Below are 12,423 nucleotides of genomic sequence, written 5' to 3' on the forward strand. Positions count from 1 at the left end.
TCCTACTTGATGCCGAGCTCTTCGCAGCCCTTGGCGTACTCGCCCGCGCACACCTCGGCGGCCTTCATGATGCCGCTGTCGAACAGCACTTCCTTGATGTTGTCCGTGGTGACGACCGTGGGGACGAACAGCTCGGAGGGCGTGTTGTAGAGCGTGCTCTTGCCCGCGGGCTTCTTGCCCTGCATGAATTCCCAGGCCACGTTCGCCGACGCCTCGGCCACGATCTTGATGGGCTTGGAGATCGTGTTGTACTGGTCGCCCGCGATGATCCGCTGCGCGGCGGCGACCTCGGCGTCGTTGCCGGTCACGGGCGGCACCTTCACGCCCGCGGCCTTGAACGCGGCGATCGAGCCGCCGCCGGTCCCGTCGTTGGCCGCGACCACGCCCACGATCTGGTCCTTGAACTGGGTGATCTGGCCGCTGACCCAGGTCTGCGCCTTCTCCGGCTGCCAGTCGGGGGTGTCGTACTCGGCCAGCAGCTTGAACCCGCTCGAGTCGACCGCGCTGTGGATGCCCTTCTTGATCAGCCCGGCCGCCGCGTCCGTGGGCGAGCCGTTGACCTGGAGGATCCCGCCCTCGGCCTTCTCGGCCTTGAGGTGGTCCACGAGGGACTGGGCGATCATGGCGCCGATCTTCTCGTTGTCGAACGAGATGTAGTAGTCGGCGGGCGTGGACGGGATCGGGCGGTCGTAGGCGATGACCGGCACCTGCTGCGACTGGGCCGACTTGACGATGGTGGCCGCGGCGGCGGAGTCGACGGGGTCGATCACGATGGCCTTGACGCCCTGGGCGAGCGCGGAGTTGGCCTGTTGCTGCTGCTTGGCGGCGTCGGAGTCGGCGTTCTGGTAGATGACCTCGCAGCTCGGGCAGAGCTGCTTCATCTTGGCCTCGAAGAGGGGCTTGTCCTGCAGCTCGTACCGGGTCGAGGCGAGGTCCGGCATGAGGAAGGCCACTTTGGCGTTCTCCAGGCCACCGCCGCCGCCGGTGTTCCCGCCGGCGGAGTCGGTGCCTCCGCCGCACGCGGCCAGCACCGAGCCTGCGAGCACTGCCACTGCGGCGAACGCGGAGGTCCGCATCTGAGCTCTGTTCACGGGTGTTCCTTAGGTTTTCTTGACGCTCGCTGCCCCCGAGACAGGGACATGCCCTCACAGGAGGGCACATCCTGTGGTGCGGCTCACGTTAGCGCGCGTTCAGAAACTTTGTCCAGCACAGATGTTCAAAGCTGGCGCGCGGCTGCCACCAGGCCCTCCGCCGTCGGCGTGTCCGTGACGAGCTGCCTGAAGTAGCCGCCCCTGGCGCCGGCGACGATCGAGAGCACCTTCTCGGCGCCGACCGCGACGGCGATCGTGTGCGGGATCCGGCGCAGCTCCTCCAGCTTCGGGGCGACCAGGCGCTCGCTGCCCGGGTAGGTGACCGGGGCCCCGTCGCGGTCGTAGATCCGCATGCACACGTCGCCCACGGCCTGGCGCAGGTTCTCGGTGTCGCGCGGCATGAAGGCGGGCATCATCTGCCGCATGAGCGGCGCCGAGCCGACGCCGACGATGGCGCACTTGGCGTGCGCCCACAGGTCCATGACGCGGCGCACGGACGGCTCGTGCTGCAGCGAGTAGAACAGCTCGGGCCCCGGCAGCGCGGGCGCGTAGAGGTAGGCGGGCACGCCGCCGACGCGTTCGGCCAGGATGCGGGTGGTCTCGTTGGTCTGGAACCAGGGCTGCGGCTCCTCCTGACCGCCCACGGCGGGCGCGATCGTCACCCCCGGGTACTGGCCGAGGCCCTCGCGGGCGCATTCGTACACCGTGGTGCCCGAGGAGACCAGCACGACGTCGCCCGACTCCAGGCCGACCCCGGCCAGCGCCCTGGTCACGCCGGGGGCCAGCCACGGGCCGAGGGCCGGGCCGCTGACCTTGGGGACCAGGTAGACGCGCTCCAGGTCGAGCGCCCGCGCGACCTCGGCGGCCAGCGGGCCGTCCTCGAGCGTGGCGGGCCGGTGCACCTTGATCTCGACGATGCCCTGCCGGCGCGCCTCGGTGAGCAGCCGGCTCACGGTCGCCCTGCTGACCCCCAGGCGCTTGGCGATGTCGCCCTGGGTGGCGTCCTCCATGTAGTACTGCTGGGCCGCGGTGTACATCAGTTCGTGGGGGAAGCGGGCCTGCTGCGCATCGGGTGCGACGTCGGCGGCGTTCATGCGCGTTCTCCTGTGAACAATTTTGCTGAACTGATGCGCAAATGACTATACCTTCGTGCTCTCCACGGACAGGCTAGCGTCAGCCGTTGACGAGGGCGTCGCCGAGCGGGGTGCGGGCGTACAGGACGCTGCGGCCCGTGCGGGTGCCGGTGATCAGGCCCGTCCGGCGCAACGCCGCGATGTGGCCGCCCGTGGTGCCCAGGCTCTGGCCGAGCAGGGCGGCGAGCTGCGTGGTGGTGGCGGGCTCGGCCAGCTCGGCGAGGACGCGGGCGCGGCTGCGGCCGATCAGCGTGGCCAGGCCGTCGCCGCCGCGGGCGGGCGGCGTGGCCGCGATGCCCCGGGCGGGGTAGACGAGCGCGTACGGCCAGGCGTCCTCGAGATAGGCCCCGATCGTCTCCATGAACGCCGACGGCAGGAAGAGCAGGCCCTTGCCCCCGAGCCGGTGCGGCCCCTCGAGCGAGGTCAGCCCGACCTCGATGTGCCCGCCGTCGAGCCAGCGGACACGAGGGCTCAGGTCCTCCAGCGCCGCCCGCCAGCCGTAGACCGCCAGCCGGCCCGCGCGGTGGACGATGTCGCGCTGCAGCACCGCCCGGAAACGCGGCCAGTCGTGGGACAGGATCTCCGTCCAGAGCGCCTGGTACGCCCGCGCCAGCCGCTCTACCACGTCGGGCCCCAGCAGGAACTCCCGGGTGTCGAGCGGCACTTGGGGGCGTTTGGCCAGCACCTTGGCGATCTCGGCGTGCGCCTGCGCCAGCGGGGTCGCGCGCATGGCGGCCAGCTCGGCCTCGAACGGGACGTCCACGGCCGTTGGGGGAGGGGCGATGAAGTCGACGTTCGCGTCCCCCATGTTCCCGCTGATCGCCGCCGCGGCCCGCAGCGCGGGATGCTCCCGCACCAGCCCCCTGTACGTCTCCCGCCACCGCGCCACCCACGGCCCGTTCATCCCGGCCTGGTAGCGGCCCGCCAGCGCCCACTGCGCGTGCATGGTCTCGATCAGCGGCGAGATGGCGAACCTGGTCGCCATCAGGTCCTGAGGGACGACCTCGATCGTCACCGGCATCTTTCGGTTATATCCGAAGAAGTCGCTTCCGTGTGGGCCGGCCCCGCAGCATCGGGGTCGTGAAGGGCGCGACGTTCGGCGAGGTGTTCGCCGTCAAGGAATTCCGGGTGCTGTTCGGCAGCTTCGCGCTGCTCGTGGGCGGCGACTCGATCAAGATGCTGGCCCTGTCCGTGCTGGTGTACACGCGGACCGGCTCTCCCGGGCTGTCGGCGGCGGCGTACATGGCGGGGTGGCTGCCGTACATCGTGGGCGGGCTGCTGCTGCTCTCGCTGGCCGACCGGATCGCGCCGCGGGCGCTGATGGTGGCGGGCGAGCTGGTCAGGGCGGTCACGTGCCTGCTGCTGGCGTACGCGGGGCTGCCGGTGTGGGCGTTGATGGGGCTGGTGCTGGTCACCGGGCTGTTCTCGCCGGTGTTCTTCGCGGCGCGGGCGGCGATGCTGCCCGAGGTGCTGCCGGGGGACGCGTTCGTGCTCGGGCGGTCGGTCCTGAACGTGGCCTCGGCGAGCGCGCAGATCGCGGGGCTGGCGGTCGGGGGCGCGTTCCTGGCCTTCGCGGGGCCGTCCGGCGCGCTGGCCGTCACCGCCGGGCTGTCCCTGGTGGCGGCCGTGGTGCTGCGGGCCGGGCTGCCGTACCGGGCGGCGCGGGGCGCGGCCCGGCGGGGCGCGGTGCGGGAGACGCTGCGGGTGAACCGGCGGCTGCTGGCCGACGTCCGGGTGCGGGGGCTGATGCTGGCCCAGTGGCTGCCGTGCGTCTGCCTGGCGGGGGCGGAGGCGATGGTGGTGCCGTATCTGGGCGGGCAGGGGCAGGCCGGGGTCGTGCTCGCGGCGGCGGCCTGCGGGATGGCGGTGGGGGAGTTCGCGGTGGGGCGGTTCGCGGCGCCGGTGACGCGGGAGCGGCTGTCGTTGCCGCTGGCGGTGCTGCTCGGGGTGCCGTGGCTGGCGTTCGCGGCCATGCCGGGGGTCGTGTGGGCGGCCGTGCTGGCGGGGGTGGCGACGGCCGGGCTGGCGTACCAGCTCGGGTTGCAGCGGCGGTTCGTGGACGCGGTGCCGGAGGAGGTGCGGGGGCAGGCGTTCGGGCTGCAGTCGGCCGGGCTGATGACCGGGCAGGCCGCCGGGGCGGCCGGGATCGGGGCGCTCGGGGAGGCCGTGGCGCCCGGGTACGCGATCGCCGTGGCGGGCGGGGCCGGCATCCTGGTGGCCCTGGCGCTGGCCCGCGTGCTGCGCCCGGCGAAGGCGCCTAGCACAGCTCCGGCGGAGGGAGCTCACCTGAGCCGCGGGTGATGAGGCGGACCGGCAGCTCGATGTGCTCGGACGGCCCCGTGTCGCCGCGCAGGCGGCGGAACAGCAGCTCGGCCGCCACCCGGCCCATCCAGGAGGGGTCCTGCGCCACCACGCTGACCCCCGGGGCCAGCAGGTCGGCCAGTTCGAAGTCGTCGAACCCGACCAGCGCCACCCGCCGCCCCGACAGAGCGCGCAGGGTGGTCACGGTGTAGCGGCCGTTGCCGGTGAACAGGGCCGTCGGCGGGTCGTCCAGGGCGAGCATGCGGTCGAGGTCCGCGCGTACGGTCGCGAGGGAGGGCGTGCGCATCGCCACCAGCCGCTGGTCGTACAGGCCGCCCAGCTCGTCGCGGTAGCCGCGCAGCCGCTCGGACGCCGTGAAGATGGCCGGGTCGTCGCCGAGGAAGGCGATCCGGCGGTGGCCGTGGGTCAGCAGGTGGCGGACCGCCTGCCCGGCCCCGCCCCGGTTGTCGGTCAGCACGGTGTCCACGTCGAGCCCCGCGCCCGGCGGCCGGTCCGCGAACACCACGGGCGTCCCGGTCTCCAGCTCCGGCCGCAGGTAGGTGTGGTCGTCCCCGGCGGGCACCACGATCAGGCCGTCCACCCTGCGCGCGCAGAACGTCTCGACCAGCTCGCGCTCCCTGCCCGGCTCCTCGCCGGACGAGCCGCTCAGCAGCAGGCAGCCGTGGTCGATGACGACCGCCTCCACGGCCCGGCTCAGCCCCGCGTAGAACGGGTCCGCCACGTCCTCGATGACCAGCCCTATCGTGGCGGTCCTGCCCCGGCGCAGCACTCTGGCGCTCTCGTTGCGGCTGTAGCCCAGCCGGTCGATGGCCACGCGTACGCGCTCGGCGGTGGCCGGGTGCACGCCGGGCTCACCGTTCACGACGCGCGAGACGGTCTTGAGCGCCACGCCCGCCGCCGAGGCGACGTCCTTCATCGTCGGTCTCACGCCAGGATCATTTCCTACTCGGGAGGGGCAGACAACGTTGTCAAGGGGCTATGCGAGAGTGGTCCCCTATGTCGTTGAGATCAGTCGTGCTCGTGGCCGGTTTCGTCCTGGCCGCGCTCAACCTGCGCCCGGCCATCGCGGGCGTCTCCCCGCTCCTCGACGAGATCATGAACGACGTCGGCCTCTCGCCCGCGGGCGGCGGCGCCGTCACCACGGTCATGGTGGTCTGCCTGGGCGTGTTCGGGCCGCTCACGCCGCTGCTGGCACGCCGCTTCGGCCTCGACCGCACGCTGCTGGCCGGGCTGCTCGTCATCGCCGCGGGCGTCGCGCTGCGCGGCCTCGACGGCGCCCCCGTGCTCTACCTCGGCTCCGCGCTGGCCGCCACGGCGATCGCCGCCATGAACGTCGCCATGCCCGGCATCGTCAAACAACACTTCCCCACCCGGGTCAACCTCATGACCGGCGTGTACGTCTCCTCCGTGGTGGCCGGCGCCACGATCGCCTCCGCCCTGGTCATCCCCATCGAGCACGCCACCGGGTACGACTGGCGCGCTGTCTCGGCGCTGCTGGCCGTACCGGCCCTGCTCGCGGCGCTGCTCTGGTTGCCGCAGGCGCTGCGCGAGCGCGAGGGGACCCAGAACGGGCCCAGGCCGTTCGGCATGGTGCTGCGCAGCCGCGTCACCTGGTACGTCACCGCCCTCATGGGCCTGCAGTCGCTGACCTTCTACGTCATGCTGGCCTGGCTCCCGACGATCTACCTGGAGGCCGGCCTGCCCGCCGACCAGGCAGGCTACCTGCTCAGCCTGACGAACCTGGTCCAGGTCGGCACCTCGCTGGCGGTCCCGGTCCTGGCCGGGCGGCGCGCCTCGCAGGTGCCGTACGTGGTCGGCGCGGGCGTGCTCACCGTGCTCGGCTACCTGGGCGTGCTGCTCGCCCCGATGGCCGCCCCCTGGCTGTGGATGATCGTGCTCGGGATCGGCCAGGGAGCCTCGTTCGCGCTGGCGCTGCTGATCATCGCGCTGCGCCCGGCCGACCCCGCCGGGGTGACCGCGCTGTCGGCCGTGGCCCAGTCCGTGGGCTATGTGATCGCGGCGCTGGGCCCGCTGCTGTTCGGATTCCTCAGGGAGTTGTCCGGTGGCTGGACGGTGCCGCTGACGGCGGGGCTGGGCGTGCTCGCCCTGCAGATCCTGGCCGGCTGGTTCGCCGGCCGCCCCGCCGCGTTGGGCAGGGCCGGCCGTTGAGTTCCGGCGCCTGAGTTCCGGCGCCTGAGTTCCAGCTTGCGGAGAGGCCGTCGCGGCCTCAGGCCACCGAGCCGATCGGGTCGTCCATCGGCCTGAGCTCGTCGGCGTAGCTCACCGAGACGCGGCGCATGACGCCGGTGTCGTCGATCGAGTACTGGCCGAGCCGCCACAGCGGCGGTGAGTAGGCGTGGATCGAGACGCTGTCGTCCACCGCGCCGGTCAGGCGGTGGATGTGGTCGGGGCCGAACGAGAACGACTGCCCCTCCGGCACCACGGTCTCCAGGTGCTCGCCGCCGATGCGCGGGTTGCACTCCTTCAGCGCGCCCTGCACGACGTGGACGGCGCCGGAGGAGATGTCGTGGTCGTGCCAGCCCGTGTCGTCCTCGGGGCGCCAGCACAGCAGCCAGACGTCCACGTACGCGTCCCGGTAGAGCGAGGCGTAGTGGCGTCCGCCACCCTCGGGGAACTCCACCTGGTCGTGCCACTCCTCCGGGCGGGCGGCCAGCTCGTTCACCAGGTCGCGCAGCTCACGCCGGTCCAGCGTGCGCTCCGGGAGCCGGGCACAGGTGCCCCCGTCCTGGATCTGCTCAGTGTTCACGTACGAGTCTCCTTCCGGCTGAATAGACGACGGGGGTTGACGACCTGGATGGCGTGGTTCGCGGCCGCGCCGAGGCCCGGGTCGGGTGCGGTGGCATAGGGGGCGTCGGAGCCGTTGACCACGACGTCGATGCCCAGCTCGCGGACGATCGCGTCGATCGCGCGCGGGCCGTAGGAGGAGGTCTCCACGAAGAAGTCCCTGTCGATCTGGCCACGCCCGTTGCCGCCCCTGGTGATCAGGCGCTCCGAGTGCAGCGGCGCCAGCCCGGCCAGCAGGGCGAAGCAGACGCGCAGCCTCGGGTGACGGGGACGGACGACCGCGTGGAAGTAGTGCCAGGCCGCGTGCATCTGCTGCACGTACGGCACCACCGCCGGCCACCACGGCGGCGTCCCCTTGGTGGGGGCGGCCGGGCCTGGGTGCACGAACAGCGGCAGGTCCCTGGCCGTCAGCTCCTCCAGGAGCCGATCGTCGGGCACGGCCGTCGCGGGGATCTGCAGGCCCGCGAAGCCGCGGTCGAGATCCTCGCCCAGGCGGACGGGGTCGGGCTCGCTGTGGCAGGTCGAGGCCCAGGCGCCGAAGGGCTCGCCGAGCCCCAGAGCGCCCTCGTGATAGGCGTCGAGGAGCGGCCAGCAGTCCTCGGGCGGCAGGAACTCGATGCCCAGCGGGCTCGACAGCGACACCACCGCCAGTTCGAGACCGGTAGTGTCGCGCTGCTCGTGGTCGGCGGGGTCCACCTCGTAGGGCGGCTCTCCGTCGAGGATCAACGTCCAGCCGTCCAGGTAGGGGGGCGAGGTGCGGGCGCGCAGGGCGTCGACGAACGAACGCGTCCACAGGTGCTGGTGCACATCGATGCTCACGGGCCTCACCTCCCCCTATTTCCTACTCACAATACATGTAAACCTGAAGTGGTGGGACGGCGGTGTTGTGAAACGCTTCAGTGATACGGTTCAGTGAACCGCTTCACATCCCGTTTTGTCAATCGGGTCGCGCGTCCGCCCGGCGTGGCGCCACGGGGATGGAAACCGATGGGCGTCCCTAAACAGTTGACGACAAACCTGACAAGCCTCCTGTGGGAACTCCGCTTCTGTCGGTGACACGCAATAGGCTGGTCGAATGCCTCGGAAGAGAGCGACCATCCGCGAGGTGGCCCAGGCCACTGGCCTGTCACCGGCGGCCGTCTCCTATGCGCTGCGCGGCCTGCAGGTGTCCGAGGAGACCATGGAGCGGGTGCGGGCGGCGGCGGCCGAGCTCGGCTACGAGGCCGACCCCATCGCCAGGGCCCTGGCCAGCGGGCGCACCGGCATGATCGGCCTGCTGTGCGGCTCGCTCGAGGACCTGTGGCAGCAGTCCCTCGCGGTCGGCATCGGCAGGGGCCTGCGGGAGAAAGATCGCTACGCGCTGATCCTCGACGCGGTCGGCGACGACACCAGAGAGCGGGCCCTGGCCCAGCAGCTCCGCGACCAGCGGGTCGACGGCCTGATCGTGCAGCCGATCAACCCGGCGGCGGCGTTCTGGCCCGAGCTGTGCGAGTCGGTGCCGGTGGTCGCCATCGGCGACTCGATCGCCGGCACCGCCGGAGAGGTCGTCTTCGACAACCGGCGCGGGGTGACGCTCGCCCTGGAGCATTTGCAGGCGCTGGGCCATCACAGCATCACCGTGCTCACGCCCACCCGCGACAGCACGCCCGACCGCCCGGCCGACGTGCACGTCACGGCCGAGGCCGACCGGCTCGGCCTCGACATCGAGCTCGCCTCCGCCCCCCACAGCCTGGCCGGGGCCACCTCGGCCGCCCACGAGCTGCTGACGGGGGAGAAGCCGAGCGCCGTGTTCTGCTTCTCCGACTCGATCGCCTACGGCGTCTACGCGGCGGCGCAGGACCTGGGGCTGTCGATCCCTGACGACGTCTCGGTCATGGGCTACGACGACCATCCCATGTCGGGGCTGCTCAACCCGGGGCTCACCACGGTCGACTGGGACATCGACGGCATCGTGCGGGCGGCGGTCCGGCTCATCACGGCGGCGGCCGACGGGGGCGCCCGGCGGCGGCGCGTGGTGCAGAAGCCGACGCTCATGGAGCGCGGGTCGGTCGCACAGCTGTCCTGACCGCCCCACGCTCGGAAAGCGCGGGGCGGTCGCGCCTGAGGGCGATCAACGGTGGAGGAAACGGCGGGACGTGTCGAGGGCGTCGGTGAGCGGGCCGTCGGGCGCCGGGGTCCGCAGGGCGCGGGTGGCGGCGGCGTGCTCGCAGGCCAGGACGATCTCCAGCGGCTCCAGACAGCGCAGCGTGTGGCGGGCGGCCTGGGTGGCGAAGCCCGCGTGGTCCTCCGCGCCCCGGGAGATCACCGCCGTACCCATGGTCACCGGGGCGGCGAGGTGGCGGAGCTCGGCCAGGGCGTCCTGGGCGACGTACTCGAAGATCAGGGCCCCCGACGCGCCCGGCCGGTCGGCCAGGAACGGCAGGCGGCCGGTGTAGGCCGGGTCCATGAGGGTGGTCAGGCGGGCCGTGCTGAGCTGGGCCGTCTGGACGAGCGCGGCCCGCAGCGCGTCGAGGGCCAGGGCCACGGGGGCGGAGTGGAAGTTGCCGTTGTGCCAGGCCAGCTCGCCGGAGATCAGGGGGTTCTCGGCGGAGGCGTTGAGGTCGATCTCGATCGTGGCCACGGCCCGGTCGAGCGCGTCGAGGGCGGCGCCGTGCACCTGGGCGAAGGCGCGGTAGCCGTACGGGTCCTGGACGCGGGTGGCGCCGTTCCTGGCGAGCAGGCCGCGCAGGCGGGTCGCCACGACGGCCTGGCCGGGGTGGGGGCGGGCCTCCTGCACGGCGGCGGCCAGCGGCTCGGCCGAGGCGTCCACGGCGGTGAAGGAGACCGCGGCCACGTCGACGGCGGCCTCGAGGAGCCGGCGCAGCCGGTGGCAGGCCAGAGCGGCGTCGGCGAGGGTGGCGGCCCCCGAGCTGATGAACGGCAGCGCGTCGCTGGGGGCGAGCGGGAAGGCGGGGACGGGGCCGGCGGACGACCCGCCGTGCCAGGGGAGCTCACCCAGCAGGCACAGGGCCGTGGCCGACAGGGACGTGAGGTCGCCGGTGCCGATGGCGCCGTAGGTGTGGAGCGGCGGGGTGTGGCCGCCGTTGATCGCCTCCGCCAGCACCGGGCAGACGGCCGGGTCGACGCCGGAGCCGCCCGCCAGAAGCTGGTTGAGCCGGACCACGAGCATCGCCCTGGCACGTTCGGGCTCGATCGGCGGCCCGGCGCCGCACACGTGGCTGCGCAGCAGGTCGAGGCCGAGGCCGGGGGGTTCGAGCGTGACGTCCTTGTTGGCGCCCACGCCGGTGCTCTGTCCGTAGAGGGGGCCGGTCAGTCCTTGGGCGGTGGCCCACGAGGCCCGGGCCCGATCCAGTGAGGCGATCGTGACCCGGGTCCCGCCGTACGCGACCTCGTGGACCTGCGCGCAGGTCAGGCCGGCGCCGTCAAGCCGCATGAACGTCAGTCGTTGTCGGGGATGAGCAGGCCCAGCAGCCAGCTCACCACGCTGATGATGATCGCGCCCCAGAACGCGGCCGGGTAGAAGTTGTCGACGTGGAAGGGGATGTCCAGCTCACCCGCGATCCAGCTCGTCAGCAGCAGCATGGCCGCGTTGATCACAAGGAGGAACAAGCCGAGTGTCAGGACGATGATCGCGCATCCCAGCGCCTTCACGATGGGCTTGACGATGGCGTTGATGAGGCCGAAGATCAACGCGACGAGGAGCAGGACGCCCCAGTATCTCGCCGAGTTGGTCGGTGCGCTGACCTCGATGCCGTCGATGAACTGGATGGCCACCCACAGGGCCACCGCCGCCGCGATCGTTCTGATGATGAATCTCACGCTGAATGATCCTCCCACTTCAAATCGGCACTGCGATAGAGGCGCGGTCACTACGATGCCGGCCGGTCACCGCCGGTAGTCACCGGTTATCGTCGGCCGCACGGGGAAGGGGCGTGCAAGGGAGGGAGTGAGATGGACGCGAACGGGCTCGAGTCGCTGCCGGCCAGCGAGTTGCACGAGCGGGCGGTGCGTTACGCCGTACGCCACGGGGACCTGGGGTTTCTGTGGGACCTGCTCAAGGTGATACCGGCCGCCGAGGCGGCGAGCGGTCACACCAACGAGAGCGCCAACGACCTCAGCAGGGTGTCCGCGTTGCTCAGTGACGCCATCGCGGCGGGCGAGGGCAAACTCGGCGAGGCGCTGCGCCCGATCTACATCGAATATCTGCGCAAACATCCCGACGCCTGACCGCCCGGGCCCGCCGCCGTGGGGATCACCCCGCGAGGCGGGCCTCGGCTCCGCTGTGGTCGCCGAAGCCGGGCGTGGCGATCTCCTGCCCGTCACGGCCGATGATCATCGTCTCGTACGGCCCCGTCTCGGCCAGGTCGGATGCGAACCGCCTGGCCAGGATGGGGCCCATGGCGTAGATGGCGGTGGAGTAGGCGTCGGCCAGGCCCAGGTCCGGTCCGATCACCGTGACCGAGCGCAGCCCCTTCTGCACCTCTCCCGTGCGCGGGTCGACGATGTCCGCCCCGCCCGAGGTGGCGATGCCCAGGTCGTGGGCGAAGACGACCTTGCGGACCAGGTCCCTGCGCGGGTCGCGGATCCCCACGCGCCAGCGCTTGCCGGGGGCGGCCGAGCCGCGCACCCTGATGTCGCCGCCCGCCGTGATGCGGTGGTCGCCCGCGCCGGCGTTGCACAGCGCGCGGGACAGCCGCTCGAGCGCCCAGCCCTTGATGTATCCGGACGGGTCGATCACACCGTTGATGCGGGCCTCGAACCAGCCGCCGGTGGCCTCGCTGATCTCGTCGCAGCGGTGCAGGACCTCGATGAGCTCCGGGATCTGCCTGATGGTCTGGCCGCGGTTGAGCCGGCCGATCTGGCTGTCCTCCTTGACCGGGCTGAAGGTGTCATCCACCCACCGCAGCCAGGCGAACGCGTCGTCCAGCAGCGGGGTCAGCTCACGGGCCGGGAGGGCCGTGCGGATGTCCACACTGACCGGCATGCCCATGACCATCTCGACACGGGCGCTTCCGGGGAAAGTCGTCACCTTGCCTCCTTGTCCGGGACCACCGTTTCAGACGGGACGTAAT

Annotated in this window: 13 protein-coding genes; 4 read left to right on the forward strand and 9 right to left on the reverse strand. The window is 72.0% G+C overall.

Annotation, left to right across the window (positions count from 1 at the left end):
• Nucleotides 1–2: 2 nt before the first annotated feature.
• From AB0I15_RS01405 to AB0I15_RS01415, 3 genes are all read right to left on the reverse strand, one after another.
• Nucleotides 3–1,091 carry a sugar ABC transporter substrate-binding protein gene (locus tag AB0I15_RS01405; RefSeq protein WP_358088299.1) on the reverse strand — a complete coding sequence of 363 codons (1,089 nt, stop codon included), beginning with the start codon at nucleotides 1,089–1,091 and terminating at the stop codon, nucleotides 3–5.
• Nucleotides 1,092–1,216: 125 nt separating this feature from the next.
• The gene (locus tag AB0I15_RS01410) at nucleotides 1,217–2,185 is read right to left on the reverse strand and encodes a sugar-binding domain-containing protein (protein ID WP_358088302.1); all 969 of its coding nucleotides are present in this window, start codon (nucleotides 2,183–2,185) and stop codon (nucleotides 1,217–1,219) included.
• A 79-nt stretch (nucleotides 2,186–2,264) separates the two neighbouring features.
• Nucleotides 2,265–3,245, reverse strand: coding sequence for a winged helix-turn-helix domain-containing protein (locus AB0I15_RS01415; RefSeq protein WP_358088305.1), 981 nt, complete (start codon nucleotides 3,243–3,245; stop codon nucleotides 2,265–2,267).
• A 59-nt stretch (nucleotides 3,246–3,304) separates the two neighbouring features.
• On the opposite strand from AB0I15_RS01415, the gene AB0I15_RS01420 reads away from it, so the two are divergent.
• Nucleotides 3,305–4,525 (forward strand): MFS transporter, encoded by a 1,221-nt coding sequence (locus AB0I15_RS01420; protein WP_358088307.1) that lies wholly within the window; start codon nucleotides 3,305–3,307, stop codon nucleotides 4,523–4,525.
• Here AB0I15_RS01420 and AB0I15_RS01425 read toward each other — a convergent pair.
• Entirely contained in the window at nucleotides 4,482–5,462 is a 981-nt protein-coding gene (locus tag AB0I15_RS01425) for a LacI family DNA-binding transcriptional regulator (protein ID WP_358088761.1), read from the reverse strand. The genes AB0I15_RS01420 and AB0I15_RS01425 overlap by 44 nt on opposite strands.
• An 80-nt stretch (nucleotides 5,463–5,542) precedes the next feature.
• On the opposite strand from AB0I15_RS01425, the gene AB0I15_RS01430 reads away from it, so the two are divergent.
• The gene (locus AB0I15_RS01430; RefSeq protein WP_358088311.1) at nucleotides 5,543–6,715 is read left to right on the forward strand and encodes an MFS transporter; all 1,173 of its coding nucleotides are present in this window, start codon (nucleotides 5,543–5,545) and stop codon (nucleotides 6,713–6,715) included.
• A gap of 58 nt (nucleotides 6,716–6,773) precedes the next feature.
• On the opposite strand, the gene AB0I15_RS01435 is transcribed toward AB0I15_RS01430, so the two are convergent.
• Nucleotides 6,774–7,313 carry a cysteine dioxygenase family protein gene (locus AB0I15_RS01435; RefSeq protein WP_358088314.1) on the reverse strand — a complete coding sequence of 180 codons (540 nt, stop codon included), beginning with the start codon at nucleotides 7,311–7,313 and terminating at the stop codon, nucleotides 6,774–6,776.
• The gene (locus AB0I15_RS01440) at nucleotides 7,310–8,170 is read right to left on the reverse strand and encodes an amidohydrolase (protein ID WP_358088317.1); all 861 of its coding nucleotides are present in this window, start codon (nucleotides 8,168–8,170) and stop codon (nucleotides 7,310–7,312) included. The genes AB0I15_RS01435 and AB0I15_RS01440 overlap by 4 nt, the downstream gene beginning before the upstream one ends.
• Nucleotides 8,171–8,426: 256 nt before the next feature.
• On the opposite strand from AB0I15_RS01440, the gene AB0I15_RS01445 reads away from it, so the two are divergent.
• Nucleotides 8,427–9,416 carry a LacI family DNA-binding transcriptional regulator gene (locus AB0I15_RS01445; RefSeq protein ID WP_358088320.1) on the forward strand — a complete coding sequence of 330 codons (990 nt, stop codon included), beginning with the start codon at nucleotides 8,427–8,429 and terminating at the stop codon, nucleotides 9,414–9,416.
• A 45-nt stretch (nucleotides 9,417–9,461) separates the two neighbouring features.
• Here the strand turns inward: AB0I15_RS01445 and AB0I15_RS01450 are convergent, their stop codons facing one another.
• Together AB0I15_RS01450 and AB0I15_RS01455 are read right to left on the reverse strand one after the other, a co-directional pair.
• A complete protein-coding gene (locus AB0I15_RS01450; RefSeq protein ID WP_358088323.1) occupies nucleotides 9,462–10,784 on the reverse strand; it encodes an aromatic amino acid ammonia-lyase in 1,323 nt (440 codons plus the stop codon).
• A gap of 5 nt (nucleotides 10,785–10,789) precedes the next feature.
• A complete protein-coding gene (locus AB0I15_RS01455) occupies nucleotides 10,790–11,170 on the reverse strand; it encodes a phage holin family protein (RefSeq protein ID WP_358088326.1) in 381 nt (126 codons plus the stop codon).
• A gap of 132 nt (nucleotides 11,171–11,302) precedes the next feature.
• On the opposite strand from AB0I15_RS01455, the gene AB0I15_RS01460 reads away from it, so the two are divergent.
• Nucleotides 11,303–11,578: a hypothetical protein gene (locus AB0I15_RS01460; RefSeq protein WP_358088329.1), complete on the forward strand. Its 276-nt coding sequence runs from the start codon at nucleotides 11,303–11,305 to the stop codon at nucleotides 11,576–11,578.
• 25 nt (nucleotides 11,579–11,603) lie between these two features.
• Here the strand turns inward: AB0I15_RS01460 and AB0I15_RS01465 are convergent, their stop codons facing one another.
• Nucleotides 11,604–12,380: an FAD:protein FMN transferase gene (locus AB0I15_RS01465; RefSeq protein WP_358088331.1), complete on the reverse strand. Its 777-nt coding sequence runs from the start codon at nucleotides 12,378–12,380 to the stop codon at nucleotides 11,604–11,606.
• Nucleotides 12,381–12,423 lie beyond the last annotated feature (43 nt).

This window comes from Nonomuraea sp. NPDC050643 (assembly GCF_040654715.1).
Lineage (GTDB): Bacteria > Actinomycetota > Actinomycetes > Streptosporangiales > Streptosporangiaceae > Nonomuraea.

Coding starts and splice junctions, on each gene's coding strand:
- AB0I15_RS01410 (WP_358088302.1), bottom strand. CDS start 2,185: ATGAACGCCGCCGACGTCGCACCCGATGCGCAGCAGGCCCGCTTCCCC.
- AB0I15_RS01415 (WP_358088305.1), bottom strand. CDS start 3,245: ATGCCGGTGACGATCGAGGTCGTCCCTCAGGACCTGATGGCGACCAGG.
- AB0I15_RS01425 (WP_358088761.1), bottom strand. CDS start 5,462: ATGAAGGACGTCGCCTCGGCGGCGGGCGTGGCGCTCAAGACCGTCTCG.
- AB0I15_RS01430 (WP_358088311.1), top strand. CDS start 5,543: ATGTCGTTGAGATCAGTCGTGCTCGTGGCCGGTTTCGTCCTGGCCGCG.
- AB0I15_RS01445 (WP_358088320.1), top strand. CDS start 8,427: ATGCCTCGGAAGAGAGCGACCATCCGCGAGGTGGCCCAGGCCACTGGC.
- AB0I15_RS01450 (WP_358088323.1), bottom strand. CDS start 10,784: ATGCGGCTTGACGGCGCCGGCCTGACCTGCGCGCAGGTCCACGAGGTC.
- AB0I15_RS01460 (WP_358088329.1), top strand. CDS start 11,303: ATGGACGCGAACGGGCTCGAGTCGCTGCCGGCCAGCGAGTTGCACGAG.